This window comes from Hyphomicrobium sp. (assembly GCF_035687085.1).
GTDB lineage: Bacteria > Pseudomonadota > Alphaproteobacteria > Rhizobiales > Hyphomicrobiaceae > Hyphomicrobium_B.
Map to the genome: position 1 here is coordinate 25,946 of NZ_DASRYS010000010.1, position 23,016 is coordinate 48,961.

The 23,016-nt window shown below is 61.2% G+C and carries 22 protein-coding genes; 15 read left to right on the forward strand and 7 right to left on the reverse strand.

Annotation, left to right across the window (positions count from 1 at the left end; all coding sequences use genetic code 11):
- Nucleotides 1-92: 92 nt before the first annotated feature.
- Nucleotides 93-1,775: a Clp protease N-terminal domain-containing protein gene (locus tag VFG26_RS07325; protein WP_325023778.1), complete on the reverse strand. Its 1,683-nt coding sequence runs from the start codon at nucleotides 1,773-1,775 to the stop codon at nucleotides 93-95.
- 166 nt (nucleotides 1,776-1,941) lie between these two features.
- Entirely contained in the window at nucleotides 1,942-2,625 is a 684-nt protein-coding gene (locus tag VFG26_RS07330) for an SOS response-associated peptidase (RefSeq protein WP_325023780.1), read from the reverse strand.
- 86 nt (nucleotides 2,626-2,711) lie between these two features.
- Here VFG26_RS07330 and VFG26_RS07335 point away from each other — a divergent pair, with 86 nt between their 5' ends.
- Complete coding sequence (locus VFG26_RS07335) at nucleotides 2,712-3,128, forward strand: TIGR02301 family protein (RefSeq protein WP_325023782.1); 417 nt, start codon at nucleotides 2,712-2,714, stop codon at nucleotides 3,126-3,128.
- A 158-nt stretch (nucleotides 3,129-3,286) separates the two neighbouring features.
- Nucleotides 3,287-3,532, forward strand: coding sequence for a hypothetical protein (locus VFG26_RS07340; protein ID WP_013215949.1), 246 nt, complete (start codon nucleotides 3,287-3,289; stop codon nucleotides 3,530-3,532).
- 33 nt (nucleotides 3,533-3,565) lie between these two features.
- On the opposite strand, the gene VFG26_RS07345 is transcribed toward VFG26_RS07340, so the two are convergent.
- Nucleotides 3,566-4,231: a LysE family translocator gene (locus VFG26_RS07345; protein ID WP_325023787.1), complete on the reverse strand. Its 666-nt coding sequence runs from the start codon at nucleotides 4,229-4,231 to the stop codon at nucleotides 3,566-3,568.
- A 274-nt stretch (nucleotides 4,232-4,505) separates the two neighbouring features.
- Here VFG26_RS07345 and VFG26_RS07350 point away from each other — a divergent pair, with 274 nt between their 5' ends.
- Nucleotides 4,506-4,955, forward strand: coding sequence for a hypothetical protein (locus VFG26_RS07350; RefSeq protein ID WP_325023789.1), 450 nt, complete (start codon nucleotides 4,506-4,508; stop codon nucleotides 4,953-4,955).
- Between the two features lie 124 nt (nucleotides 4,956-5,079).
- On the forward strand, nucleotides 5,080-5,841 hold the full coding sequence (locus VFG26_RS07355; protein ID WP_325023791.1) for a L,D-transpeptidase: 762 nt from the start codon (nucleotides 5,080-5,082) through the stop codon (nucleotides 5,839-5,841).
- A 31-nt stretch (nucleotides 5,842-5,872) separates the two neighbouring features.
- On the opposite strand, the gene VFG26_RS07360 is transcribed toward VFG26_RS07355, so the two are convergent.
- Nucleotides 5,873-7,207 (reverse strand): dihydroorotase, encoded by a 1,335-nt coding sequence (locus VFG26_RS07360; protein ID WP_325023793.1) that lies wholly within the window; start codon nucleotides 7,205-7,207, stop codon nucleotides 5,873-5,875.
- Nucleotides 7,208-7,288: 81 nt separating this feature from the next.
- Here VFG26_RS07360 and VFG26_RS07365 point away from each other — a divergent pair, with 81 nt between their 5' ends.
- The 8 genes from VFG26_RS07365 (at nucleotide 7,289) to VFG26_RS07400 (ending at nucleotide 14,714) form a co-directional block, all read left to right on the forward strand.
- On the forward strand, nucleotides 7,289-8,194 hold the full coding sequence (locus VFG26_RS07365) for a folate-binding protein (protein ID WP_325023795.1): 906 nt from the start codon (nucleotides 7,289-7,291) through the stop codon (nucleotides 8,192-8,194).
- Nucleotides 8,191-8,799 (forward strand): DNA-3-methyladenine glycosylase I, encoded by a 609-nt coding sequence (locus VFG26_RS07370; protein ID WP_325023797.1) that lies wholly within the window; start codon nucleotides 8,191-8,193, stop codon nucleotides 8,797-8,799. The genes VFG26_RS07365 and VFG26_RS07370 overlap by 4 nt, the downstream gene beginning before the upstream one ends.
- A gap of 38 nt (nucleotides 8,800-8,837) precedes the next feature.
- Nucleotides 8,838-9,404: an HD family hydrolase gene (locus VFG26_RS07375; RefSeq protein WP_325023799.1), complete on the forward strand. Its 567-nt coding sequence runs from the start codon at nucleotides 8,838-8,840 to the stop codon at nucleotides 9,402-9,404.
- A 109-nt stretch (nucleotides 9,405-9,513) separates the two neighbouring features.
- Nucleotides 9,514-10,566 carry an NUDIX hydrolase gene (locus VFG26_RS07380; protein ID WP_325023801.1) on the forward strand — a complete coding sequence of 351 codons (1,053 nt, stop codon included), beginning with the start codon at nucleotides 9,514-9,516 and terminating at the stop codon, nucleotides 10,564-10,566.
- 186 nt (nucleotides 10,567-10,752) lie between these two features.
- The gene (nadA, locus tag VFG26_RS07385) at nucleotides 10,753-11,811 is read left to right on the forward strand and encodes a quinolinate synthase NadA (protein ID WP_325023803.1); all 1,059 of its coding nucleotides are present in this window, start codon (nucleotides 10,753-10,755) and stop codon (nucleotides 11,809-11,811) included.
- Between the two features lie 39 nt (nucleotides 11,812-11,850).
- Nucleotides 11,851-13,509 carry an L-aspartate oxidase gene (locus tag VFG26_RS07390; RefSeq protein ID WP_325023805.1) on the forward strand — a complete coding sequence of 553 codons (1,659 nt, stop codon included), beginning with the start codon at nucleotides 11,851-11,853 and terminating at the stop codon, nucleotides 13,507-13,509.
- A complete protein-coding gene (gene nadC, locus VFG26_RS07395) occupies nucleotides 13,506-14,387 on the forward strand; it encodes a carboxylating nicotinate-nucleotide diphosphorylase (RefSeq protein WP_325023807.1) in 882 nt (293 codons plus the stop codon). The genes VFG26_RS07390 and nadC overlap by 4 nt, the downstream gene beginning before the upstream one ends.
- A 99-nt stretch (nucleotides 14,388-14,486) precedes the next feature.
- Complete coding sequence (locus VFG26_RS07400; protein WP_325023808.1) at nucleotides 14,487-14,714, forward strand: hypothetical protein; 228 nt, start codon at nucleotides 14,487-14,489, stop codon at nucleotides 14,712-14,714.
- On the opposite strand, the gene ppdK is transcribed toward VFG26_RS07400, so the two are convergent.
- Entirely contained in the window at nucleotides 14,711-17,422 is a 2,712-nt protein-coding gene (gene ppdK, locus VFG26_RS07405) for a pyruvate, phosphate dikinase (protein WP_325023810.1), read from the reverse strand. The genes VFG26_RS07400 and ppdK overlap by 4 nt on opposite strands.
- 150 nt (nucleotides 17,423-17,572) lie before the next feature.
- On the opposite strand from ppdK, the gene VFG26_RS07410 reads away from it, so the two are divergent.
- Both VFG26_RS07410 and VFG26_RS07415 read left to right on the forward strand, forming a co-directional pair.
- The gene (locus VFG26_RS07410) at nucleotides 17,573-18,979 is read left to right on the forward strand and encodes a M20/M25/M40 family metallo-hydrolase (protein WP_325023812.1); all 1,407 of its coding nucleotides are present in this window, start codon (nucleotides 17,573-17,575) and stop codon (nucleotides 18,977-18,979) included.
- A gap of 52 nt (nucleotides 18,980-19,031) precedes the next feature.
- Nucleotides 19,032-19,964 (forward strand): ribonuclease T2, encoded by a 933-nt coding sequence (locus VFG26_RS07415; protein WP_325023814.1) that lies wholly within the window; start codon nucleotides 19,032-19,034, stop codon nucleotides 19,962-19,964.
- A 45-nt stretch (nucleotides 19,965-20,009) separates the two neighbouring features.
- Here the strand turns inward: VFG26_RS07415 and VFG26_RS07420 are convergent, their stop codons facing one another.
- Together VFG26_RS07420 and VFG26_RS07425 are read right to left on the reverse strand one after the other, a co-directional pair.
- Nucleotides 20,010-20,765: a hypothetical protein gene (locus VFG26_RS07420; protein ID WP_325023817.1), complete on the reverse strand. Its 756-nt coding sequence runs from the start codon at nucleotides 20,763-20,765 to the stop codon at nucleotides 20,010-20,012.
- A 239-nt stretch (nucleotides 20,766-21,004) separates the two neighbouring features.
- Nucleotides 21,005-21,733: a TorF family putative porin gene (locus tag VFG26_RS07425; protein ID WP_325023819.1), complete on the reverse strand. Its 729-nt coding sequence runs from the start codon at nucleotides 21,731-21,733 to the stop codon at nucleotides 21,005-21,007.
- A gap of 443 nt (nucleotides 21,734-22,176) precedes the next feature.
- On the opposite strand from VFG26_RS07425, the gene VFG26_RS07430 reads away from it, so the two are divergent.
- On the forward strand, nucleotides 22,177-22,917 hold the full coding sequence (locus tag VFG26_RS07430) for an SDR family oxidoreductase (protein WP_325023821.1): 741 nt from the start codon (nucleotides 22,177-22,179) through the stop codon (nucleotides 22,915-22,917).
- Nucleotides 22,918-23,016 lie beyond the last annotated feature (99 nt).

A 23,016-nucleotide genomic window follows, 5' to 3' on the forward strand; every position in this document is an offset into this window, starting at 1 on the left:
GCACACTGTTTAAATCGGACAGGTAAACACTAACCTCTCTTTCAGATTAACAATCGCTTGCGCAGCGCTTTGCTTTGAAGCGTCGTTTGTTTTCAAGCTCCGGCTTCTTTCAGTGGACGATCCTCGCGCGGGAGCGCCGCTTTCGCGGAAGGCCAGCTAGCGGCGATCCAATCGTCGGTGCCGAACAGCCAATGCCAGAAGCGACGCCGGCGGCTATAGCGCTCGATGATGAAGCGGTTGGTCGATTCCATGTGATCGTTGAGCGCGGCGAGCGTTTCGGCAGGCAGTGCCGCGTCGCGGTCGATGGTTTCAAGCCGGTTCAGAATGGAGGCAACATCTGCCGCCGATTCCGTGCGCCATTGATCCATCGAGCCTGCGAGCGTGTGCTGGTTCTCGTTAACCTTCAGCAGCGCCTCGTGGACCTCGGTGAGATCCTGCGTGTACGCCTGATGCTTCGCGGCTGCCGTTTCGATTTCGGCTTCGACGGCGTGCTCGACTGCATTCATGCGCTCCACGAGAGCCACAGCGAGTTCGGTCAGCGCACTGTTATGGGTATCAAGCTTGTTCGACACGCTATCGATCTTGTCCAAGCCGCCGAGCAGCGCTTCAGGGTCTTGCGCTTCTTTCGCTTGCACGAGCACGCCGCTGACGGCGGCTTCCAATTTCAACAGGCCGTCGGCAATCTCAGCTTGCCCCCGATTGTCAGAGCCGAGCACCGCCTCCTCGATCATTTCGAGGCGCTCGGCGATTGGCTTGAGGTCGATGACAGCCTCTGGCGCGCGGGGGTTTGCGATCGCGGATTCGAGGTCCTGAAGGCGCGTTGAGAGCAGTGCCCAATTCTGTGAGATTTCCTGCAAACGAACTTGCACTGCGTTGTCGATGGCCTCGAGCTTCCCCAGAAGCGGAAGGTTCTGGGCCGGATCGCCGCCTCCCTCTCGGAGTGTCGCCTCCAGAGCGCCGATGCGCTCGATCAACACGGTGTGGCCGCGCGCCTGCTCATCTTGATAGCCGAGGGTATCGCGGCTCAAATCGCGGATGAGGCCCGCGATGATGTGGCGGTCGTTGGCCAGCTCGTGGCGAAGCGCGCGCACCGATTGTTCAAGTGCATCGATGCGGGAATTCTGCAGTGCGTCGGCGGGCATTCCCAGATAGTCATTGCGATAGCCGGCCCGGGCATATTCCCCAGAGTAGCGAAGCGGGCTTGGCGGATAGCGGCCATCCGCGCGCGTCAGAGGCGGCAGAGGTTCCGGCATCTGCGAAAAGCGTGCGGAGAAACGCATGAGCAGTTCCGACTGCGGGAAGTCCGATCGCTGGTCGAGCAGCACATGCAGCAGGTCATCAACCGCGATGGCCGAATTTCTGCGCGCCGCTGCGGATGATGCGAGGCGCAGAAGCTCGGCCAATTCGTCGGAACGGCGTGGCGACACGGCGCCGGGTCCTGACACGGCCGGAATGTCACCGGCGATAATGGTTGCCGTTTCGCGCTTCAGGGCGACGACGCGGATGCCGTGCGCTTCGAGAGCGGCCGCGGCTGGATCAACGCGCGTCATCGCATTGAGCAGGTGTTCGATGCGAACCTCGCCCGCGCGATGGGCGGAAGCGATGTCGTAGGCCTGATTGAAGGATGCGAGCACGGCGTCGTCGACGAGCACGGGCCCGGCTTGCAAATGACCGCGCTTGCCATTTGCAGGGGATGTTTCGGCAGCGAACATCCCGTCCGCCGGCGTCCAGGTCTGCTGCGTTCTGAGGTCGAGGTCTTCGCCGTGATACGCCATCGCGCTCTCCCCGTGCACACAATCCCGCCGTGCAGCCGAGCCCCACGTCCGGCCAGGCTAACCCCTAGCTATCTGCATTTGGATATCAAATAGCGTTTCAATTTAAGGGTTATATTCAGGTTAGCGCCGATTTAGGCAGTACGCGAGCCATTGGGATGTCGGGAGTTCAAAGAAGCGTCAGAAATTCCGGCTCTTGAAGCTCCGGTCCTTCAGCGCGCGGATTGTTGAGCTTCGGATTGACGGCGGTCGCAGTGAGTTGTCCTGAGCGCAGCGGCTTCAGGAGATCGAGCACACCTTCGGCGGTGCCTGGGCGGCAGTCGAGCCAACGCTCGAAGTCCCCCTGCTCGATGATGACCGGCATCCGGTCGTGCAGTCGGGACATCTCTTCATTTGCTGACGTCGTCAGGATTGCCATCGTCTCGATCTGGCTGCCGTCAGCGCCGAGCCAGTCTTCCCAGATGCCCGCAAGCGCAAAAAGCTCCTGGTCTTTCATGCGGATGAGATGCGGCCGGCGGGCCTTGCGATCGCCCGTCCATTCATAGAAGCCAGATACGGGGATGAGGCAGCGGCGGTGGCGCATAGCGCCGCGGAACGCCGGCTTTTCGGCCGCGGTTTCGGCGCGGGCGTTGATCAGTGGCGATGTGAGCGAGCGGGGATCCTTCAACCATGACGGGATGAGCCCCCAGCGCACCAGCTGGAGCTCGGGGCGGCCGTGCACGTCGTTGCGGGCGATCAGCGTGGGCTGAGACGGCGCGATATTATACCGGGGCGGGAAATCTTCGACGCTTGGCGCGTCAAAGAAGGCCCGCACGGCCTCCGGTGGAGTGGTCAAGCTGTATCGCGCGCACACGGGCGGGCCGGTCCTTTTGATGCCGAATGTAAGTGAATATAAGCGTTCGCTGGGCGATCGCCCAGAATCTGGTTTAAGCGAAGCTCATGAGAAAGCCGGACGCCCCCGTGAACCGCCGCAGCTTGAACTTGAAGGCCCCGCTTTTGGCCCTGAGCCTGCTGCTCACGGCCGGCGGCAACACTGCCTTTTCTGCGCCTGACACCAAGGTTTACGACGACCGCCTGCTGCGGCTCTCAGAGATCCTTGGCGCGGTCCACTATCTTCGCGAGCTTTGCGGCGCCAACGAAGGCCAGTACTGGCGCGACCGCATGCGGGATTTGATGGATGCGGAAGGCTCGTCCGCGCTGCGACGGGCGAAGCTCACGCGCGCCTTCAACCAGGGGTATCGCAGCTACAGCCGCACTTATAATACATGCAGCCCTTCGGCTCAGACGGCCATCACCCGGTTTCTTTCTGAAGGCTCGGAACTTTCCGACGGGCTTCTAAAGGCCTTCCCCAATTAAGTGCTGCCCAATCTCGCTTAACAGCCGGTCACTCCTTTTCACACGGTTTACTGTGAATAGTGGCAACGCCGGTCTATCGGAAATGACCGTGCTAGGTGACAAACGGTGGGGTCCGTTTTGCATATGCGACGGCAGGTAGAGGGAAGATTGAGAGCGACATGCAGTGCTTTGAGGACATCGATACGAAGAACCCGACGCTGAAGGCGCTGGATCTTATTCTCGCTGCGTGGGACGAAGGTGTCGATACGGGGGTAGAACCGCAGCAGATGGCATATGCGGCGCTTTTCACGGCGCTGACCGATCTCGTTGCCATATACGGCGAAGACGCGGTTATCCATCTGACCCGCGGGCTCGAGAAGCGGGTCGTCGAAGGCGAATTCACGCTGACGCGGCGCGATCAATAATAAAGAGCTTTGCTACGGCGCCGGGCGGGGATTTCAGAAGTGCCCCGCCTTCAGGATGACTTCGGCGATGAGCACGCCGCCGAAGAGCGCGAGCAGGATGCCGGCGATCCGGTTCAGGATCTGAAGGACGTGAAGGTCGATCCGGTTCCGGTAGCGGCTGATGAACTTCGACAGCGTTATCCACCACAGCATACTGCCGGTGACGATGGACGACACCATCAGCAGCACGTCGACGTTCGAGTGGACTTCGACGAATGTGGTGACGCCGCCGAAGACGGCGAAGAGTCCGAGGACGGCGCCGGGATTGGTGATGGTGAGGAAGAACGTCTGAGGGATGTCCCAGGCAAAGTCCTTGAGGCGGGCCGTCTTGGCCTCCGCGTCCGACGTCATCTTCACTCTCGGCGCGCTGAAATAAAGACGAAGCCCGAAAGCGATGAGCGCCAGGCCGCCAATGACTTGAATGGCGGCGCGATGGGCTTCGACGACGCCTGAGACCGTGCCTACGCCCAAGCCTGCGCAGAGCGCGATGAGGCCGTCGCCCATTACCGAGCCAATGCCAGCCGCGACCCCACCCCAGAAGCCTCGTTCGATCGCGCGCTGGATGCACAGCACGTTGACAGGGCCGACCGGGGCGGCGATGAGCATCCCCACGATCAATCCGACGGGGATGATGAGCGGGTTCGGGATATAACTCAGCAAGGGGTATGTGCTCGATATCTGAGTTGGAAACCGCTGGCGCTACGCGGCGCTCTCGCATCCAACACGGGTTCGCGCGTCACGGCTATAGGGATCAACGAAGGGCGCAACTGCAATGTGGAGAATCCCTCGGGCGACTTGCAAAGAGCGGCTTTGGTCTTTCCGGCATGCCCTCATTCGACGGGCAGGCCTCGCGAATCTCGTGGTAGTACTCGTAGTAGCGCTAAGCCTCCTTGTCCACGCTGCAGGGTCAAGAGCAGCCGAGCCCAGCGGCACCGTGAAGTTGCCGCCGCACGTTGAAGACCTGCGCGATGTCATTCTGACGGCTGCGCGATCAGGCAACATTGAAGAACTCAAGACCGCGTTCGAAGTCAGCGGCGTTGTTCCCGACTTGGGCGGCGAAGCGGGAAGCGATCCAATCCAAACGCTGAAGGACCGCTCAGGCGATCACGGCGGCCGCGAAATTCTTGCTGCCCTCATCGAAGTTCTGGATATGCCGCCGGTGGCTTTGCCTCTCGGCAATGACATCGAGAACAACCTCATCTACGTCTGGCCCTATCTCGCAGAACGGCCCCTCGACAAACTCTCGCCCGCCGAAGAGGTCGATCTCTACCGTCTCGTAACGCCCGCGAAGGCTGAGGAGATGCGTGAGAAAAAGCAGTGGCTCTGGTGGCGGCTCGTGATCGCCGCCGACGGCACCTGGACCTCGTTCAAAAAGGCCGACTGATCGCCGTCTTTGCGCGCACTCCATTTCGACTTGCAGCACCAATCGCCGCACCGGGCTTTTAGCGACGGATCAATGGGGTTACTCCGCTTCTCTCTAAATAGATGAAAATGCGGAGGGCCTATCGATGAAGAGGACATTGCTTATTGCGACTGCCGTTTTGAGCTGCGCAATCGCAACACCGGGCTATGCCTTCCACCCATCCGAAGAAACGTACGGATACGTTCCTCCCAAAAAGCTCGACCGCGCTCAACGCGAGAGTGCAGAGAGAATGGGCCAGCAACTGTTCGGCATGGGCTGGGATTGGGACCGGCCGCAGGCCGGCGATCGCGGCGACTCTTCTCGCGATCCGGGCAGCGCACCTGGCTTGCTCACCGGCGGCCCCCGCCCCAACATCAAGGCGACCGCGCCGCGCAAAGTATCGTTCACGGGTGGCTACGAGCCCGGCTCCATCGTGGTCGATACGGCGGGCCGGCGTCTTTATTATATATTGTCGTCCTCGACGGCCTACAGCTACCCGATCGGCGTTGGCCGGGAGGGGTTCACTTGGGCTGGCACCGAGAAGATCACACGGACGGCCGACTGGCCGGACTGGATCCCGCCGGCCGAGATGCGTGCCCGCAGGCCTGAGCTTCCCGTGCGGATGTCGGGCGGCATTCGCAACCCGCTCGGCGCCAAAGCACTCTATCTCGGCAATACGCTCTACCGCATCCATGGCACGAACGAAGCTTCCAGCATCGGAACGGCGTCGTCTTCAGGCTGCATCCGCATGACGAACGGCCACGTGATGCATCTGGCGTCCCTGGCTGGTGTCGGCACGACCGTACATGTGCTCAAGCGGTTGCCACCGGCAACGGCGCGCGTGGCCAAAAGCGGCAGCGAAGGCTGACCGTTTCTGCCGCAGCAGCGTTAGCCTAGTCTCAGCCGGAGTAGCCCTCGAGAAAACCGACGGGCTCTCCGGCGGCCGGCCCCAAGATTTCGCCGTCCCACATGACCTTCCGTCCGCGAATGATCGTGCCGACGGGCCAGCCTTTGACCTTCACGCTGTCATAAGGTGTCCAGGCGGCGCGGCTTTCGATCCAGTCGTTGGAGATCGTCTCTGTCCGATGCAGGTCGACGACGGTCAGGTCGGCGTCATAGCCGACGGCGATGCGGCCTTTCGAGCGAATGCCAAACAGCCGTTGCGGTCCGTGGCTCGTGAGATCAACCAGCCGTTGCAGAGACAGACGTCCGGCATTGACGTGATCGAGCATAATCGGAACCAGCGTCTGGACGCCCGTCATCCCGGAGTGCGTGTCGGGATACGCGTGATCCTTCTCCTCGCGCGTGTGCGGCGCGTGGTCTGAGCCCAAAATGTCGACGACGCCCGATTGGAGTGCGGCCCAGATCGCGTCGCGGTGACGGACATCGCGGACGGGTGGGTTCATCTGAACATAGGTGCCGAGGCGCTCGTAGGCTTCGGGGCCGGCGAGCGTCAGATGGTGCGGCGTGACCTCGACAGAAGCATAAGTTTTGTGATGGCCCAGGAAGTCCATCTCCTCGGCCGTCGAGACATGGAGAACGTGGACGCGCTTGCCGTGCTTTTCGGCTAATCCGACGAGCCGCTTGGTCGCGATCAGGGCGGCCTCAGGGTCGCGCCATTCGGGATGGGAGGATGGATCGCCCTTCCGGCGCAAATGCATTCGCGACTTCAGCCGGGCTTCATCTTCCGCGTGGAAGGACGCCCGCCGGGATATCTTGGCAATGATCTTATCGAGCGTGACGCCATCATCCACGAGGAGATCGCCCGTCGAAGAGCCCATGAAGACCTTGATGCCGGCTGAGCCCTCGCGTTTTTCGAGATCCGGAATATCGGCGACGTTCTCGCGGGTGCCGCCGACGAAGAAGGCAAAGTCGCTATACATCCGGTGCCGCGCCCGGCGCACTTTGTCGGCAAGTGTCTCGGCGGTCGTCGTCAACGGCTTGGTATTGGGCATCTCGAAGACGGCAGTCACACCGCCGGCTACCGCCGCACGGCTTCCCGTCTCGAGATCTTCCTTATGCTCAAGGCCGGGCTCCCGGAAATGCACTTGTGTGTCGATGACGCCGGGGAGAATGTGAAGGCCTTGCGCTTCGATGATCTCCGCCGCGGCCGCCGACCGGAGATCGCCGATGGCTGCAATCTTGCCGTCGCGGATCGCAATGTCGCGGACGCCTTCCCCATCATGATTGACGACCGTCGCGCCACGGATAACGACGTCGAAAGTCTCAACCATCGTGCTGTACTCCTTGATCTTTCATGCGAGAAAGCCCCGCATACGTAACTCTTTCCCCGTTTGCAACCGAGGCGTGAATTCATGTCTGCCGCAAAGATAGTGCGACTTGCAGATCGCGGTGTCGTCAGCATCACAGGCCGCGACAGCGAAAAGCTCCTGCAGAGCCTGGTGACCAACGACATCGAAGGTCTTGGCGAGGGGGAGGCGCGGTACGCTGCGCTGCTTTCGCCGCAGGGCAAAATCCTCTTTGACTTTTTCGTCACGCGTCAGGGCGAAAGCTACTTTCTCGACGTCTCTGCGGAGAGCGTAGGGAACTTTATTAAGAGATTAACATTTTATAAGCTTCGTTCAGATGTCATCATTTCGGATGTTTCGGCTTCGTTTGAGCTCTATGCGATCTGGGGGGATCCCGCCGATGCTTTTCCTGTGGATTGGGTCATGCGTTTTTCGGACCCCAGACATTCCGTTCTGGGAGTTCGTCTGATGGCGAAAGCCCGGTCATCCAGCTCGGCTTTCGCTGATGCGGAGAGCGAAACAGCATTGCGCGAGTACGATGCTCTTCGCATTTCTCTGGGCGTGCCGGAGGGTGGACGCGACTACAAATTCGGCGACGCCTATCCGCACGAAGCCGACTTCGATCTCTTCAATGGCGTGTCGTTCTCGAAGGGCTGCTACGTCGGTCAGGAGATCGTGGCGCGGATGCAGAACAAGACGGTCGTTCGCAAACGTGCCGTAAAAATTTCAGGCGCAGCTCCCCTCACCTCAGATACGGACGTCCTTCTCGGTGAGGTTTCAATCGGACGGGTCGGCACCGTCGCCGGCGCCGACGCCATCGCGATGCTTCGCCTCGATCGTGCGCTTGAAGCCAAGCAGAAGAGTGAGACGCTCACCGCGGCCGGGGTCGCAGTCACGGTCGATGATATCGCCCTTGAGCGTTACGCGGCATCTGCGGCGGCGCGGGCGTCAACGGCTCTGCCGTCCTCATGATCACATCAGCAGAGATCCAACGTTGTTCGTGGGCCGGCAGCGATGCCGTTTACATCCGCTATCACGATGAGGAGTGGGGCGTCCCGATGACGGAGGACCGCGACCTTTTCGAGAAGTTAGTGCTTGAAGGATTCCAAGCCGGCCTCTCCTGGATCACAATCCTCCGGAAGCGCGAAAATTTCAGGAAGGCATTTCACAACTTCGATGCCGCGCGCATCGCGAGATACTCATCGCGAGACGTCGATCGCCTTCTTGGGAACGAGGGCATTATCCGGAACCGCGCCAAGATCGAAGCCACGATCTCCAACGCCAAGGCCTATCTCAAGATTCGCGAACGCATGCCGTTTGCCCAATATATATGGGGTTTTGTTGATGGCCGGCCGATCATCAACGCCCTTGCATCAAGCAATGACATCAAGCCCGAGACCGACGTTTCTAAGAGAATGAGCAAAGCGCTCAAGGCCGATGGGTTCCGCTTCGTCGGATCGACGACTCTTTATGCCTTCATGCAGTCGACCGGCATGGTCAACGACCACTTGGTCTCGTGCTTCCGGCATGCGGCGTGCGCGAAACTTCAAAAGAAGCTGAGCATCGCAAGCCCATGAGCCGGTCACGCGACAAAACACCGAGAGCGTGGCAGCGGATGCTTTCGGGGCGGCGTCTCGATCTACTCGCGCCCGATCCTCGCGACATCGACATCGAGGATATCGCGCATGGGCTCGCACGTGTCGCACGATGGAACGGACAGACGAAGGGCGATCACGCTTTCTCCGTCGCTCAGCATTGCGTCATCGTGACCGATATCTTCACCGCGCTATGGCCTCAATCGACTTCGAATGAGCGCCTCGCAGCATTGCTTCACGATGCGCCCGAATACGTTGTCGGCGATCTGATCAGCCCTTTCAAAACTGCGATCGGTCTCGACTACAAAGCGTTCGAGCTGAAGCTGCTCGAAGCGATCCATGAGCGGTTCGGTGTTGGGCAATTGAGTGTCGCTGTTGCGGCGGCAATCAAGGACGCGGACACAATCGCGGCTTATTACGAAGCGACGTTGCTTGCGGGATTCGAGAAGAGTGAAGCCGAAAGATTTTTCGGAATTCCGCGGGTGCCGCTGGAACTTCATAGAACCTTGGACGTTCTGATTTCCGTACCGGCGAAGGATGCCCAGAGGGACTTTCTTTTAAGGTTCGGGAATTTGTCACCGCACTGACAATCTGGCTACATTGGGGCTAAATCACGGTTTTCAGTTAGATGGTCTATCTGAAATTCGCCATGATCGCCCACTAGCTCGCCTCATGGGGAGCACGGGGAAGATAAACATGAACATGGAACTTTCTGGCAGGAGAAAACCGACGCCTGAAAAGTCTCAACTCGCGCCTGATGAGGACCACGAGCTAGAGCCTTCTCTCGGCATCGGACTAAATGCGGCGATCGTCGCCGTATCAGATAACGAACCGGTTGCACTTGTCGTGCGGGGCGATCCGGACAGCATCGGTGCAACAGACGTATTGCCGTTCGGGCCTTTTAATCCGCGCGAGCACAGAACATTGGAGAGCGGCTTACGAGCCTGGGTGCAGGACCAGACCGGTCTGGACCTCGGCTATGCCGAGCAACTTTATACCTTTGCTGATCGTGGCCGCCACGCTGACGCAGGCGCCACTCCTAATATTGTTTCGATCGGTTATCTTGCATTGACGCAAGCTGTCGGACACCACGGTTTGACGAATGGTCTCTGGCGGAGCTGGTACCAATACTTTCCGTGGGAAGACTGGCGTCGCGGGCGTCCTGAAATCATCGCCCGTGACATTGAACCTCGCCTCAAGGCCTGGGCTGACAAGCCCGTGCCCGGGACGAGCACGCAACCTTCGATCGCTCGTGGCGATCGCGCCCGTATCTGCTTTGGCCTCAACGGCACTGCCTGGGACGAAGAGAAGGTTCTCGAGCGTTTCGAGCTTCTCTACGAAGCGGGTCTTGCCGACGAAGCCCTCCGGGATGGACGGCCCAGCGCCGCAGAATGGACCGACAGGCCCAAACTCGGTTTGCCGATGCAGTCCGATCACCGGCGGATACTCGCGACAGCCATTAGCCGTACGCGCGCCAAGATCAAATACCGGCCCGTCGTCTTCGAATTGATGCCCGATGAGTTCACACTCTACGAGCTTCAGAAGACCGTCGAAGCCATTCTTGGTCCGCATCTGCATAAGCAAAACTTCCGCCGGCTCGTGGAAGGCGCAGGCCTCGTCGAGCCGACCGGAGAAGTCAAAACCCGAACGGGAGGACGACCGGCGAAACTTTTCCGGTTCCGTCGCGAAGTTCTTCTCGAGAGACCTGCACCTGGCGTCAGGGTGTCAGCGCCTCCCAGCCGAAGCTAAATCGGCATGGTCTAATTCCAGGGCGGATCACCTCCGCCCTGGAAATTTGTTCGCACATCCATTACTTTAGATACGTTAAGGAATGCTCGTGCGGAGCATTTCAATTGAGGGGTGAGCACGGCGGTCTGCCGGCGACTTTCACACCCCGAATATGCTCGATTGGAGCATATATGGAGGGCGAATACAATGGCTGCTTTGGTTTCAACTCTGGCAAAGCCGGTGACTTCACGGCTTGGCCCCCAAACGGCCCCTGCGTTTGCATGGTCCCCTGCCCTCGAGGCGGAGATGGCGCCGCTTTACGCGCGCGTGAAGCACATTATCACGCCGATGGAGTGGCCTCACTACGTGCCACTCATCAAGTCGATCAATGTGCTCAAGGCGCAGCGCAACGCCGTGATCCTGGCACATAACTATATGACGCCTGAGATCTTCCACTGCGTCGCAGACTTCCGCGGCGACTCCCTTCAGCTCGCCAAGGAAGCCGCGCGGACCGATGCGAAGGTCATCGTGCAGGCTGGCGTGCATTTCATGGCCGAGACCTCCAAGCTGCTGTCGCCGGAGAAGACGGTTCTCATCCCCGATATGCGTTCGGGTTGTTCGCTTGCTTCGTCGATCACGCCGGAGGATGTCCGCATGCTCCGCGAGGCGTATCCCGGCGTGCCGATCGTCACCTACGTGAACACGTCCGCAGCGGTGAAAGCCGAGTGCGACATCACCTGCACATCTTCGAACGCCGTCCAGGTCGTCGAAAGCCTCGGCGTACCGCGCGTGCTGTGCATCCCCGATCAATATCTGGCGAAGTGGGTTCAGTCGCAGACGAAGGTTGAAGTCATCGCGTGGAAGGGCGCCTGCGAAGTGCACGAGCGCTTCACCGGTGAAGAGCTTCGCGCCATGCGCGCCGACGAGCCTGGCCTCAAGATCATCGCGCATCCCGAATGTCCGCCAGACGTGATCGAGGCTGCGGACTACACGGGTTCGACATCAGGTATGATTCATTGGGTGAAGGACAAACGTCCGGCAAAGGTTATGCTCGTCACCGAATGCTCGATGGCGTCGAATGTCGCCGTCGAAGTTCCCGACGTCGAGTTCATCCGCCCATGCAATCTTTGCCCGCACATGAAGCGCATCAGTCTTGAGAACATCTACGAGAGCCTTGTGCACATGCAGCATGAGGTGACTGTGGATCCAGATGTCGCCGAACGTGCCCGTCGCGCGGTTGAGCGTATGGTCAATCTGACCAACTAACGAACTCTTCGGGACCACCTGCCCCGGGAGGGCAATGTCATGGCTCAATCGACGAAGCGTCCCGCCGCACCGAACTTCAGCGGCTTCAAAGGCGAGCCCGGCCCGGGCGACGTCGTGATCATTGGCGCCGGCCTCGCTGGGCTATTCACGGCGCTGAAGCTTGCGCCGCTGCCCGTGACGGTAATCGCCGCAGCACCGCTGGGCGAAGGCGCATCGAGCATGTGGGCGCAGGGCGGCATCGCCGCTGCGGTCGGCGAAGGCGACAGCACAGCGAAGCACGCCGCCGACACGATCGAAGCGGGCGCGGGCATCGTCGATCCGGAGATCGCACAGCTCGTGGCCGAGGAAGGTCCCGATCGCATCCGCGATCTTCTCAGCTTCGGTGTTCCGTTCGATCGCGATCTCGAGGGGCACTACGTTCTTTCGAAGGAAGCGGCTCACTCCGAGAAGCGCGTCGTCCGCGTGTCGGGCGACAAGGCCGGCGCTGCCATCATGCAGGCGCTTATCGCCGCGGTGCGCGCTACACCGTCGATCCGCGTGCTCGAAGGCTACGAGGCCGACGATCTCATTGTGGCAGACGGCCGCGTCGAAGGTGTCCGGCTGATCCGGCCGACAGCGCTTGGCAACGGCCGCTATGCGTTCGTTCCGGCGTCTGCGGTCGTCGTTGCGACGGGCGGCGTCGGCGCGCTGTTCGCGCTAACGACCAATCCCTCCTACGCCAAGGGCGAGGCCCTTGCCATGGCAGCGCGCGCGGGCGCTGTGATTGCGGACGTTGAGTTCGTGCAGTTTCATCCGACCGCCATTGATGCCGGCATCGATCCGGCGCCGCTGGCAACCGAGGCTCTGCGCGGCGAAGGCGCGACGCTCGTCAATTCGGACGGCGAACGCTTCATGCTGGCGATCGATCCGCGTGGAGAGCTTGCGCCACGCGATGTCGTCGCGCGCGCCGTCTACAACGAACTCAATGCGGGCCGCGGCGTGTTCCTCGATTGCCGCACGGCGATCGCGGATTTCGAAAAGGAATACCCGACCGTTTGGGGTCATTGCCGCCGCGCCGGAATCGATCCCTCGAAGGATCTGATCCCCGTCGCGCCGGCCGAGCACTATCATATGGGCGGCATCGCGGCTGACCGGAACGGACGAACGAGCCTCACCGGGCTTTGGGCTGTCGGTGAAGTTGCTTCGACGGGCCTTCATGGCGCCAACCGGCTTGCGTCCAATTCGCTGCTCGAGGCGGTGGTGTTCGGCGCGCGCGTCGCCAACGACATTCGCAGCCTACTCCCGCACGATCGCATCGGGCACTTCGTCGTGCCGCATCGAATTCCGGGTAGCGGCCGTGCGGCGGATACCGCTTCGCGGCGGGAGGCGATGGAGAGCCTGCGCGCAATCATGACGAAGTACGTTGGCGTGCAACGTTCCGGCAAAGGCTTGAAGACGGCCCTTGCTGAACTCAAAGTGCTGAGCGCGGCCGTTTCGAACGATCGCGTTCTTTCCAACATGCTTCTTGCCGCGCAACTGATCGCGGGCGCTGCGCTCCTTCGCAAGGAGAGCCGCGGCGGTCATTACCGCACGGATTATCCGAAAACGAACCCGGCGCTGCAGAAGCGCACGTTCCTGACGCTCGCCGATATCGAGGCGATTGGCGACAAGCCCAAAAAACCTCAGCTCGCACCGGTACTGGCTCCATGCGGGACATGACGGCGGCTTCCTCCTCCCCGCTCGCGACGCTTCCTCGCAATCTCGTTCTGGCAGCCGTTCGAGGCGCGCTGGACGAAGACTTGGGCCTGTCAGGCGACATCACCACGGATGCGACGGTCTCTGCGCATGCGCGGTCGGACGCTGTGATCGCGGCGAGAAAGCCCGGCATCGTTTCGGGTCTCGCGCTTGCCGAAGCGGCGTTCCGCGAGCTCGATGCCGATTGCGATTTCACGGTCCTGATCGAGGACGGAAGCGCTGCTGCAGCGGGCGATACGATCGCGCGCATCTCGGGGTCGTCGCGCGCCGTTCTATCGGCGGAGCGCGTCGCGTTGAACTTCATGGGCCGCATGTGCGGGATCGCGACGCTGACCCGCCGCTATGTCGATGCGGTTGCGGGCACGAGCGCTCAGATCGTCGATACGCGAAAGACGACGCCGGGCCTTCGAGCCTTCGAGAAGTATGCCGTGCGCTGCGGCGGCGGGCACAATCACCGCTTCGGGTTGTTCGACGCGGTTCTCATCAAAGACAATCACATCGTTGCGGCGGGCAGCATCGAAGCGGCAATCAAATCCGCGAAGGCTGTTGCCGGGCACATGACGAAGATCGAGGTCGAGGTCGACACGCTCGAACAGCTCGAAATCGTCATGCGCGAGAACGTCGACTGCGTGCTGCTCGACAACATGGGACCGGACGAATTGCGCAAAGCCGTGAGAATGGTCGCAGGCCGGTGCCTTACGGAAGCGTCAGGCAGCGTCAACCTCGATACGGTGCGAGCCATCGCGGAAACGGGGGTCAACATGATTTCCGTCGGAGCGCTGACGCATTCGGCGCCCGTTCTCGATCTTGGGCTCGATTTTATCGCGGCTGACAAGGCTTAAGCGCGCGAGAGCTTGAATTCGCCACAGTCGCTGCGCATCTGGCATTCGCGTCCAGAAGAATGTGATAGAAAGGGGCGGTTGAACATGGAGGGACATTCCATGGCCATGCAGTGGATCGTGCTTTGGGGTGCAACCGCGATCACCGCTTCCGTTCTCGCGGGCATTCTGGCCGGCATCAAGAATCGGGACCTGTCGTATTGGATCGGCTGGAGCTTCATCCTGCCGCCGCTCGTCGTCTGGCTGCTGTTCCTTCCGAAGTACAAGGGCGCGCGGCCGCGCCAGCCGAGCCTTGATGAGATCGACCGCCGCGAGAACGGTCCGTTCTAGGACGTCTTCTGTTCCCGGCGTCTCCGCTTGATTGCGGCTTGGGCGGCTGAAAGGCGCGCGATCGGCACGCGATAGGGCGAGCAGGAAATGTAATCCAGATCGACCGTCTCGAAGAAGCCGATCGACTTCGGATCGCCGCCGTGCTCGCCGCAGATGCCGGTTTTGAGGTCGGGCTTTACCGAGCGGCCGCGCTCCACGCCGATTTTCACGAGTTCGCCCACGCCTGACTGATCGATCGACACGAAGGGATCGGTCGCGATCACCTCGTGCTCCAGATAGTTCGACAAAATCGGCGCGGCATCGTCGCGCGAAAGCCCCAGCACCGTTTGCGTCATATCGTTCGTGCCGAACGAGAAGAAGTCCGCGCCCAGCGGCCCCGCCGCGATGTCGGCTGCGCGTAGCGCTGCCCGCGGCAGTTCGATCATCGTGCCGATGTCGTAGGGGATATTGACGCCCGTTTCCGCTTCCACGGCTTTTGCCGTGTCCGCGATCACCTCGCGCAGGATGTCGAACTCCCGGCGGTAAGCGATGAACGGGATCATGACCTCCGGCCGGACGGCCTCGCCCGTTTTCTTCTGAGCGTTGACGGCGGCTTCAAAAATCGCGCGGGTCTGCATGCGCGTGATTTCCGGGAATTTGATGCCGAGGCGGCAGCCGCGGAAGCCCAGCATCGGGTTAAATTCCTCGAGCTCGGCGACGCGTGCCTTGAGCCGCATCAGATCCATACCAAGGGCGGCGGCGACTTGCGCCGCCTCGCGATCTTCATGCGGCAGAAACTCGTGCAGCGGCGGATCGAGCAGCCGGATCGTGACCGGCAGCCCGGCCATGATTTCGAACAGCTCTTCAAAATCGGCGCGCTGGACGGGAAGAAGTTTGTCGAGCGCCTGCTGACGCCCCTCCTCGTCTTCTGCGCAAATCATCTCGCGAACCGCGAGGATGCGCTTCTCCTCGAAGAACATATGCTCGGTGCGGCAAAGGCCGATGCCTTCGGCGCCAAACGAACGGGCCTGACGCGCATCGCGCGGCGTGTCGGCGTTCGTTCGCACTTTCATGCGGCGGGTTTTGTCGGCCCATTCCATGATGGTCGCAAAGGTGCCCGACAGTTGCGGCGGCAGCATCTTGGCTTTGCCGGCGTAGACGCGCCCGGTGCTGCCGTCGATCGAGATGATGTCGCCGGATTTGAACGTGCGCGCGCCCGCCCGCATGATGCCGGCGTTGGCGTCGATGCGGAGTGTTCCGGCACCCGACACGCAGGGCCGCCCCATGCCACGCGCAACGACCGCCGCGTGGCTGGTCATGCCGCCGCGCGCCGTCAGGATACCGACGGCGGCGTGCATGCCGTGCACGTCCTCCGGGCTCGTCTCGGAGCGGACGAGGATGACGTCGCGGCCCTTGGCCTTGAGCGCTTCGGCCATTTCCGAATGAAACACGATCTCGCCGGACGCGGCTCCTGGAGACGCCGGCAGGCCCTTGGCGATGAGGTCGTGCTCAGCGACGGGATCAATTGCCGGGTGAAGAAGCTGATCGAGCTGCGCGGGCTCGATGCGAAGAAGGGCTTCGTCCTGCGAGATGAGGCCTTCGGCTGCGAGATCGACCGCAATCCTGAGGGCCGCGTCCGTCGTTCGCTTCGCCGCGCGAGTCTGCAGGATCCAGAGCTTGCCCAGCTGAATGGTGAACTCGACGTCCTGCACATCGCGATAGTGTTGTTCGAGCCGATCGAAGATGCGCCGCAGCTCGGAGAAAACTTCCGGCATCGTCACTTCGAGCGACGTCTCGGGTGCGTTCCCTGCGCTTTTCCTCGTCAGCGGGTGCGGCGTCCGAATGCCGGCGACGACATCCTCACCTTGCGCGTTGGGAAGGAATTCGCCGAAGATTTCCTTCTCGCCGTTCGACGGATTGCGCGTGAAGGCGACGCCGGTTGCGGAGTTGTCTCCGAGGTTACCGAACACCATTGCCTGAACGGTGACGGCCGTTCCCCAATCGTCGGGAATGTCGTGCAGACGGCGATAGGTTTCAGCGCGCGGGTTGTGCCAGCTGTCAAAAACGGCCGCGATGGCGCCCCACAGCTGCTCGCTCGTATCCTGCGGAAAGGGCGCGCCGTGCTCGCGTTCAATCGCGGCTTTATAATCGGCGATGATTTCGTGCCAGGCTTCGGCGTCGAGATCGGTATCGGCGGCAAAGCCGTTCAGGTTCTTGAAATTCTCGAGGATGTCTTCGAAGGCGCCGTGATCGACGCCCAGCACGACGTCGCCGTACATCTGGATGAAGCGGCGGTAGCTGTCGAAGGCGAAGCGGGGATCGCCCGTGAGCTCGGCCAAGCCCTCGACCGTCTTGTCGTTAAGGCCGAGGTTCAAAATCGTGTCCATCATGCCGGGCATGGATGCGCGCGAGCCGGACCGGACCGACACGAGAAGCGGCCGCTTCTCGTCACCGAATTTCGCCGAGACCGTGTTGCCGATGGCTTCCAGCGCGGCCATCACCTCGCCCTTCAGGGCCTCGGGCAGTTTCGAGCCTGCGGCGAAGAAGGCCTGGCAGACCTCGGTCGTGATGGTGAAGCCCGGCGGCACGGGAAGGGCGAGCGAGGCCATTTCGGCAAGGTTGGCCCCCTTCCCGCCCAGCAGTTCGGCCATGCTGGCGCTGCCCTCGGCGTTGCCGGGTACGAAGGCGTAAACCCATTTCTTTTTGCCGTCGGCGTGTGGCTGTGCCATCAGACCTCCAATGCGGTCTTCTTGCCGCCCATCATTCTCGTCAGGACTGACCGGCGCAGGGAGAGGTGGCATAGCAAATGAGGCCCGCTATTCCTAGCTTGGGAAGTCAGCTCCCCCGCCGCAGGCCAGCAACCCGGAAAGTCTAGCACGATGAGCACGCTTGAAACCGTTCTCGATACCCTCGGCCAGTCGAAGGCGGCCGGTCTCGACCGCCTGTTCGAGCTTTTGCGCATCGATAGCGTCTCGACCGACCCCACTTATAAGGCCAGCTGTGTCAGAGCCGCGGAATGGTGCGCGGCAACGCTCAAGGATATCGGGTTTGCCGAGGCCAAGGTTGTGCCGACAAGCGGCCATCCGATGGTTGTTGCGCACGATCGCGCCGAGCGCGATCCGAATATGCCGCACGTGCTGTTCTACGGCCATTATGACGTGCAGCCGCCCGATCCCCTGGATTTGTGGAAAACGCCGCCGTTCGAACCGCGCATCGCCAACGAGCCCGAGAATGGCGACGTGATCATCGCCCGCGGGGCCGAGGACAACAAAGGCCAGCTGATGACCTTTTTCGAGGCGGCGCGCGCCTGGAAGACTGTTGCGGGTGAATTGCCGATTGCCGTTTCGGTTTTGATCGAGGGCGAAGAAGAGTGCGGGTCGCCGTCGCTGCCCGACTTCCTTGCTCGCTACGGCGACGAGTTGAAGGCCGATCTGGTACTCGTTTGCGACACGGGCCAATGGAACAAGGACACGCCCGCCATCACGACGATGCTGCGCGGTCTTGTCGGCGACGAACTCGTCATCACGGGTCCTTCGCGCGATCTTCATTCCGGTATCTATGGCGGTCCAGTCGCCAACCCCATTCGCGTTCTTGCGAAGGTCATGGCCGCGCTCCACGACGACACCGGCAAGGTCGCCGTTCCGGGATTCTATGACGGTGTGAATGAGCCCAGCGCGGAGCAGATCGCACAGTGGAAATCGCTCGGCGTAAGTGGCGAGCAATTTCTGGGTTCCGTTGGGCTTAAAAATCCCGCCGGAGAAAAAGGCCGCTCCGTCATCGAGCAGCTGTGGTCGCGGCCGACACTCGAGTTCAACGGCGTGACGGGCGGTTATCAGGGCGCAGGAACGAAGACCGTGATCCCCGCAAAGGCATCGGTGAAGGTCACGTGCCGGCTCGTGCCGGGGCAAGATCCCGAGCACGTCATGAAGGCCATTCACGATTACGTCGCGACGCTCATTCCTGAAGACTGCAAGGCGACTTGGCTCGGCGAGCGCAGCGGTTCAGGCGCGATCATGTTCAACACCGATGGCGCGTCGATGCGCGCGGCGGCGCAGGCACTCGAAGAGGAATGGGGCAAACCGGCCGTTCTCATGGGATCCGGCGCGTCCATTCCCATCGTCTCTTCGTTCCGGGATGCGCTCGGGATGGACAGCTTGCTGATCGGTTTCGGTCTCGACGACGATCGCATTCACTCGCCAAACGAAAAGTACAACGTGCGGAGCTTCGAGAAGGGCGCGCGCAGCTGGGCGCGCATTCTTGCAGCGCTTGCAAAGCAAACGCCGTAACTTGCGATCGTTGTTGGCCTGATGTCTGGAACCTCGAACCCGGGGCGCTGAAATGCTGAGACCGCATCTGCTATTGACGATCCTGGTCTTCGCGCTCCTCGGGCTCTACATCGCGTTTTTCGTGGCCGGGCATAACTCCGCGTTGCCGCCGGACTCGTTGCCCAGCGGGACAGGCGCGGGCAGCGGCTCGAGCGGATCCGATGAACGCGCGGACAATTACGATTACGACTCCGGCTCGCAATCGAACCGCGGCGGCCACGATTCCGACGTGCCAGGCCGGTTCGATTACTATTCCCTCGTTCTATCGTGGAGCCCGAGCTACTGCGCCGATCGGGGTCGCGATGACGGCACGCAATGCAATCGCCGCGACGGACGCCGCTATTCGTTCGTGTTGCATGGCCTTTGGCCGCAATACGAGAACGGCTATCCTTCGGACTGCCGGCTGCCAAGGCGGCCGTTCGTGCCGGATCCCGTCATCAACAGCATGCTCGACATCATGCCGAGCCGCGGGCTCGTCATTCATGAGTATCGCAAGCACGGGACGTGCTCGGGACTGGACCCGGCTCAATACTTCGCGACTTCGCGCCGGCTGTTCGAGAGCATCACTATTCCGGAGCGCTTCCGCAATCCGATGGAGGCTCAGACCGTGCCGGCGGCGGACGTCGAGCGTGAATTCCTACGCGCCAATCCGCAGTTCGGGCCCGGTATGATCGCCGTCGTTTGCGGCGGGTCGGGTGGCAGCCTGCGCGAGGTTCGCTTCTGCCTGTCGCGGGATGGTAAGCCGCGCGATTGCGGGCGGAACGAGACTAAGCGCAAGCTCTGCAGGGCGAACCAGGTCTTCATCCCTCCCGCGCGCTCGACGAAGGATGACCGATGGGGAAGCGAACGCGCGGGGCCGCCGAACGGCAATGCGGGTTCGACCGTAGGCTCGTCGCCACTCCCGGGGCCGCGCATGGATTACGATTACGGGCGCGTGGCGCAGTAATTGCGATACCGGAAAGCAGCTGCGAGGCGATGCCTGCGGGCGTCCTTAAGCCACTTTGCGGGCGCGTTCGGGCCGCCATGAGCGCGGCGCATCGGCGATCCAGCCGACGCCAGGGTCATGAGCAAAGTTTTCCAGCCCCAGCGGATCGAAGCTCCAGCCGGAGGCGACGGCGAAGACATTCTCTTCCGTCGGGTGCAGAAGCAGCTGCCCGCCGAGATCGCCATGACGGTCCGCTATTCCCCTGACTTCGACATAGACCAGCCCGAGGCGGCGCTCCTCGGGCGTTATCTTGCCGAGCTGCCAGACGATACCTGGCTCCCCTATCGCGAAGGCTCTTTTGAGCAGGCCCTCGTCCATGCGGGCCCAGGCGAAGAAATCGATGATCGGGAAACTCGCGAAGTACTGGACGCTCTGAAAACGCCTGCCGAGATGCTTCAGGAGCGGCGCCGCCTTGTCGAGGAACGGGGCTCCAGCCGGAACGGGCAACGACTCCCCGGCGACGATCGTCCAGCCGCGGACCGGCGGGGAAATGAAGAGCAATCCTGCCGAGATCTCGGGATCATAGATCGCGCCGATTCCCGAACTCCAGTTTGCAGGACGCAGTCCCGTCAGACCCAACGCGTCGGCCACTGCCTCACTGTCTTCCGTCCGAATGGCAAGCCAAGCCATGTCGCGGCCGAAGGCGCGCGGCCGATCGGGCGCGTTCGCCAAGCGGACGTGGTGCATCATGAAACGGGGCACCAGGACCTTGCCGGCGATCAGCGTGGTCAGGATGACGAGTGCGATAACCGATATGGGCACGGATTGAGCCGCACGATTGACCAGGAGACCTCTGTCAATCCTTGGCCTGAGTTGCGCCATTACTCAAGTGATGCCGATAAGGACGCTGGTGAAAAGCTGCGAAGCGTTGCCTATGCGGGCTTTTTGATAATGCCGCCACACGCGTTCCGCGAACCGGCCGCCGCGCATGCCGATGCAAAAAAGAAAAAACCGGGGCCTGGACTGGCCCCGGTTGATATAAAGACGGGAGATCGTCTCGATTATGGAAGGTTGACGCCTGCCGTGAAGACGAAGCGCGAGTCCGTGAACGAGGTATCGATACCATCAGATCTGCTGAGGTTCGTGTCCCAATAGCGGAAGTCCATGAAGTACTTGTCGACCGTGAGCTTCAGACCCGCGTTCCAGTAGACGTAGTTGTCAGCTTCGCAAGCGCAAATCGAAACCAGACCTTCTTCGTTACGGGTGCCCGCGGTGTAGCCAACGGCACCGCTGATGACCGGCGTGAAGATGTGGAAGTTCGGCAGCGTGTAAGCAGCGTTGCCTTCGATCGTCCACGTCTCGCCGTAGTTGGCACCCTGGTCCGGCGTGTAATAACCCGTCAATCCAGTCGTCAGGTTCGTTACAGGCGTGATGGAGGCCGCAATCTTGAACTCGACGTAGTCGCCCTCGGAGCTGCCTGGGATCGAGTTGTTGGGATAGGTGTAGTAGAGGACACCGAGATCCCAGCTTACAGGCCCCGTGACGGGACGGACGCCGGCGTAGATGTCAAGCTCGAACGGGCCAAAGGGTTCAGCGATATTGGAGCCCCAGAAGTCGAGGTACCAGGTGAGGTTCGGCGTGCCGTACGTGAATTCGATGAACGGCTGGAATGCGGGATCTTCATTATTGAAGGAAATACCGCGGAAGATATAGTCGCTGGTGCCCGTGATAGCGATCGAGTAGCCGAACTTCCGTTCTCCATCGCCGTCAGCAAGCGCAGCTGAAGACATGCCAATCGCTGCAACCGCGGCGCAACCGGCAGCCCCCAAGAAACCTTTTAAATTCGTCATAAGACAACCCCCGTCCCAGATCTGCGGCTCGCAAAATCCGCTCTATGCGGACAACGCGACTCTCAACCGCTCCGTCACAAGGAAAACTTTTTCACGCAAACCATACAAGTCCCTACGCGTCGCAATCCGTGACTTAGACCGGGTATGTCACATAGCGGCAACTGTGCTGCGATTCGGAGCCGTTGCCTTGCAGTTCTGCCTTGATTTTATGCACAATCTGAGTGCCGGGAGCGCCATGACGATGCTTAGTTGCTGAAAAGAACGCCAATCGGCTTGGTCAGTGTTCAGCGCGAATTCGCCGTACCTCAGCCTTTTCGCCGCGTAAAACCGAGTGTGATCAATCGGACACAAATTCGGCTCCCCTCTTTCCCATTACAGTGATCATGAACGAAGCTCACAACCACCCGCGCACTGCTCTTATCACCGGCGCCGCCCGTAGAATCGGGCGCGCACTTGCGATGGACCTCGCTACCCATGGCTGGACCGTCGCCATCAACTACCGCAAATCAGATGCGGAAGCCGAAAGCCTTGTCAGTGAAATCGTGCAAAGCGGCGGGCGGGCGAAATCCTTCCGCGCCGATCTCGCCCAATCGGAGGCAGCTCGCGAGCTGCTGGCGGAGGTCGTTCGAGATCTCGGGCCGCCGACCGTGCTCATCAACAACGCTTCCGAATTTCAGCCCGACACGATTCAGAGTCTGGATGACGCCACCTGGGATCTTCACCTCGGCATCAATCTCAAGGCGCCGATGTTCCTCGCCCAGGCGATGGCCGCGAGCCTGCCGGAGGGTTGCGAAGGCAACATCATCAACATCATCGATCAGCGCGTCTGGAATCTGACGCCCGAATTCTTCTCCTATACGATCTCCAAGGCCGGGCTTTGGACGGCGACGAGAACACTCGCTCAGGCGCTCGCGCCCCGCATCCGCGTTAATGCCATCGGCCCTGGACCTGTGATGCGGAGCATCCATCAGACGGACGAAGACTTCCTCCGCGAGAGCCAATCAACGCTGCTGCAGCGCGGAGCCTCAGCCCAGGAAATTGCCGAAACCGTTCGCTTTATTCTCGCCACGCCTTCGCTGACAGGCCAGATGATCGCCCTCGATGGGGGGCAACACCTCACGTAACCAAGCGCCGCGACCGCTCGCCCCTGCCGCAATCTGACCGCTCATCTTTCTCATTACGGCCTAATTGGTCCGCGACTCTCCGAGTCGTACCCAAATGGG

Coding starts and splice junctions, on each gene's coding strand:
- VFG26_RS07325 (WP_325023778.1), bottom strand. CDS start 1,775: ATGGCGTATCACGGCGAAGACCTCGACCTCAGAACGCAGCAGACCTGG.
- VFG26_RS07335 (WP_325023782.1), top strand. CDS start 2,712: ATGAGAAAGCCGGACGCCCCCGTGAACCGCCGCAGCTTGAACTTGAAG.
- VFG26_RS07340 (WP_013215949.1), top strand. CDS start 3,287: ATGCAGTGCTTTGAGGACATCGATACGAAGAACCCGACGCTGAAGGCG.
- VFG26_RS07355 (WP_325023791.1), top strand. CDS start 5,080: ATGAAGAGGACATTGCTTATTGCGACTGCCGTTTTGAGCTGCGCAATC.
- VFG26_RS07360 (WP_325023793.1), bottom strand. CDS start 7,207: ATGGTTGAGACTTTCGACGTCGTTATCCGTGGCGCGACGGTCGTCAAT.
- VFG26_RS07365 (WP_325023795.1), top strand. CDS start 7,289: ATGTCTGCCGCAAAGATAGTGCGACTTGCAGATCGCGGTGTCGTCAGC.
- VFG26_RS07370 (WP_325023797.1), top strand. CDS start 8,191: ATGATCACATCAGCAGAGATCCAACGTTGTTCGTGGGCCGGCAGCGAT.
- VFG26_RS07375 (WP_325023799.1), top strand. CDS start 8,838: ATGCTTTCGGGGCGGCGTCTCGATCTACTCGCGCCCGATCCTCGCGAC.
- VFG26_RS07380 (WP_325023801.1), top strand. CDS start 9,514: ATGAACATGGAACTTTCTGGCAGGAGAAAACCGACGCCTGAAAAGTCT.
- nadA (WP_325023803.1), top strand. CDS start 10,753: ATGGCTGCTTTGGTTTCAACTCTGGCAAAGCCGGTGACTTCACGGCTT.
- VFG26_RS07390 (WP_325023805.1), top strand. CDS start 11,851: ATGGCTCAATCGACGAAGCGTCCCGCCGCACCGAACTTCAGCGGCTTC.
- nadC (WP_325023807.1), top strand. CDS start 13,506: ATGACGGCGGCTTCCTCCTCCCCGCTCGCGACGCTTCCTCGCAATCTC.
- VFG26_RS07400 (WP_325023808.1), top strand. CDS start 14,487: ATGGCCATGCAGTGGATCGTGCTTTGGGGTGCAACCGCGATCACCGCT.
- ppdK (WP_325023810.1), bottom strand. CDS start 17,422: ATGGCACAGCCACACGCCGACGGCAAAAAGAAATGGGTTTACGCCTTC.
- VFG26_RS07410 (WP_325023812.1), top strand. CDS start 17,573: ATGAGCACGCTTGAAACCGTTCTCGATACCCTCGGCCAGTCGAAGGCG.
- VFG26_RS07415 (WP_325023814.1), top strand. CDS start 19,032: ATGCTGAGACCGCATCTGCTATTGACGATCCTGGTCTTCGCGCTCCTC.
- VFG26_RS07425 (WP_325023819.1), bottom strand. CDS start 21,733: ATGTCTTCAGCTGCGCTTGCTGACGGCGATGGAGAACGGAAGTTCGGC.
- VFG26_RS07430 (WP_325023821.1), top strand. CDS start 22,177: ATGAACGAAGCTCACAACCACCCGCGCACTGCTCTTATCACCGGCGCC.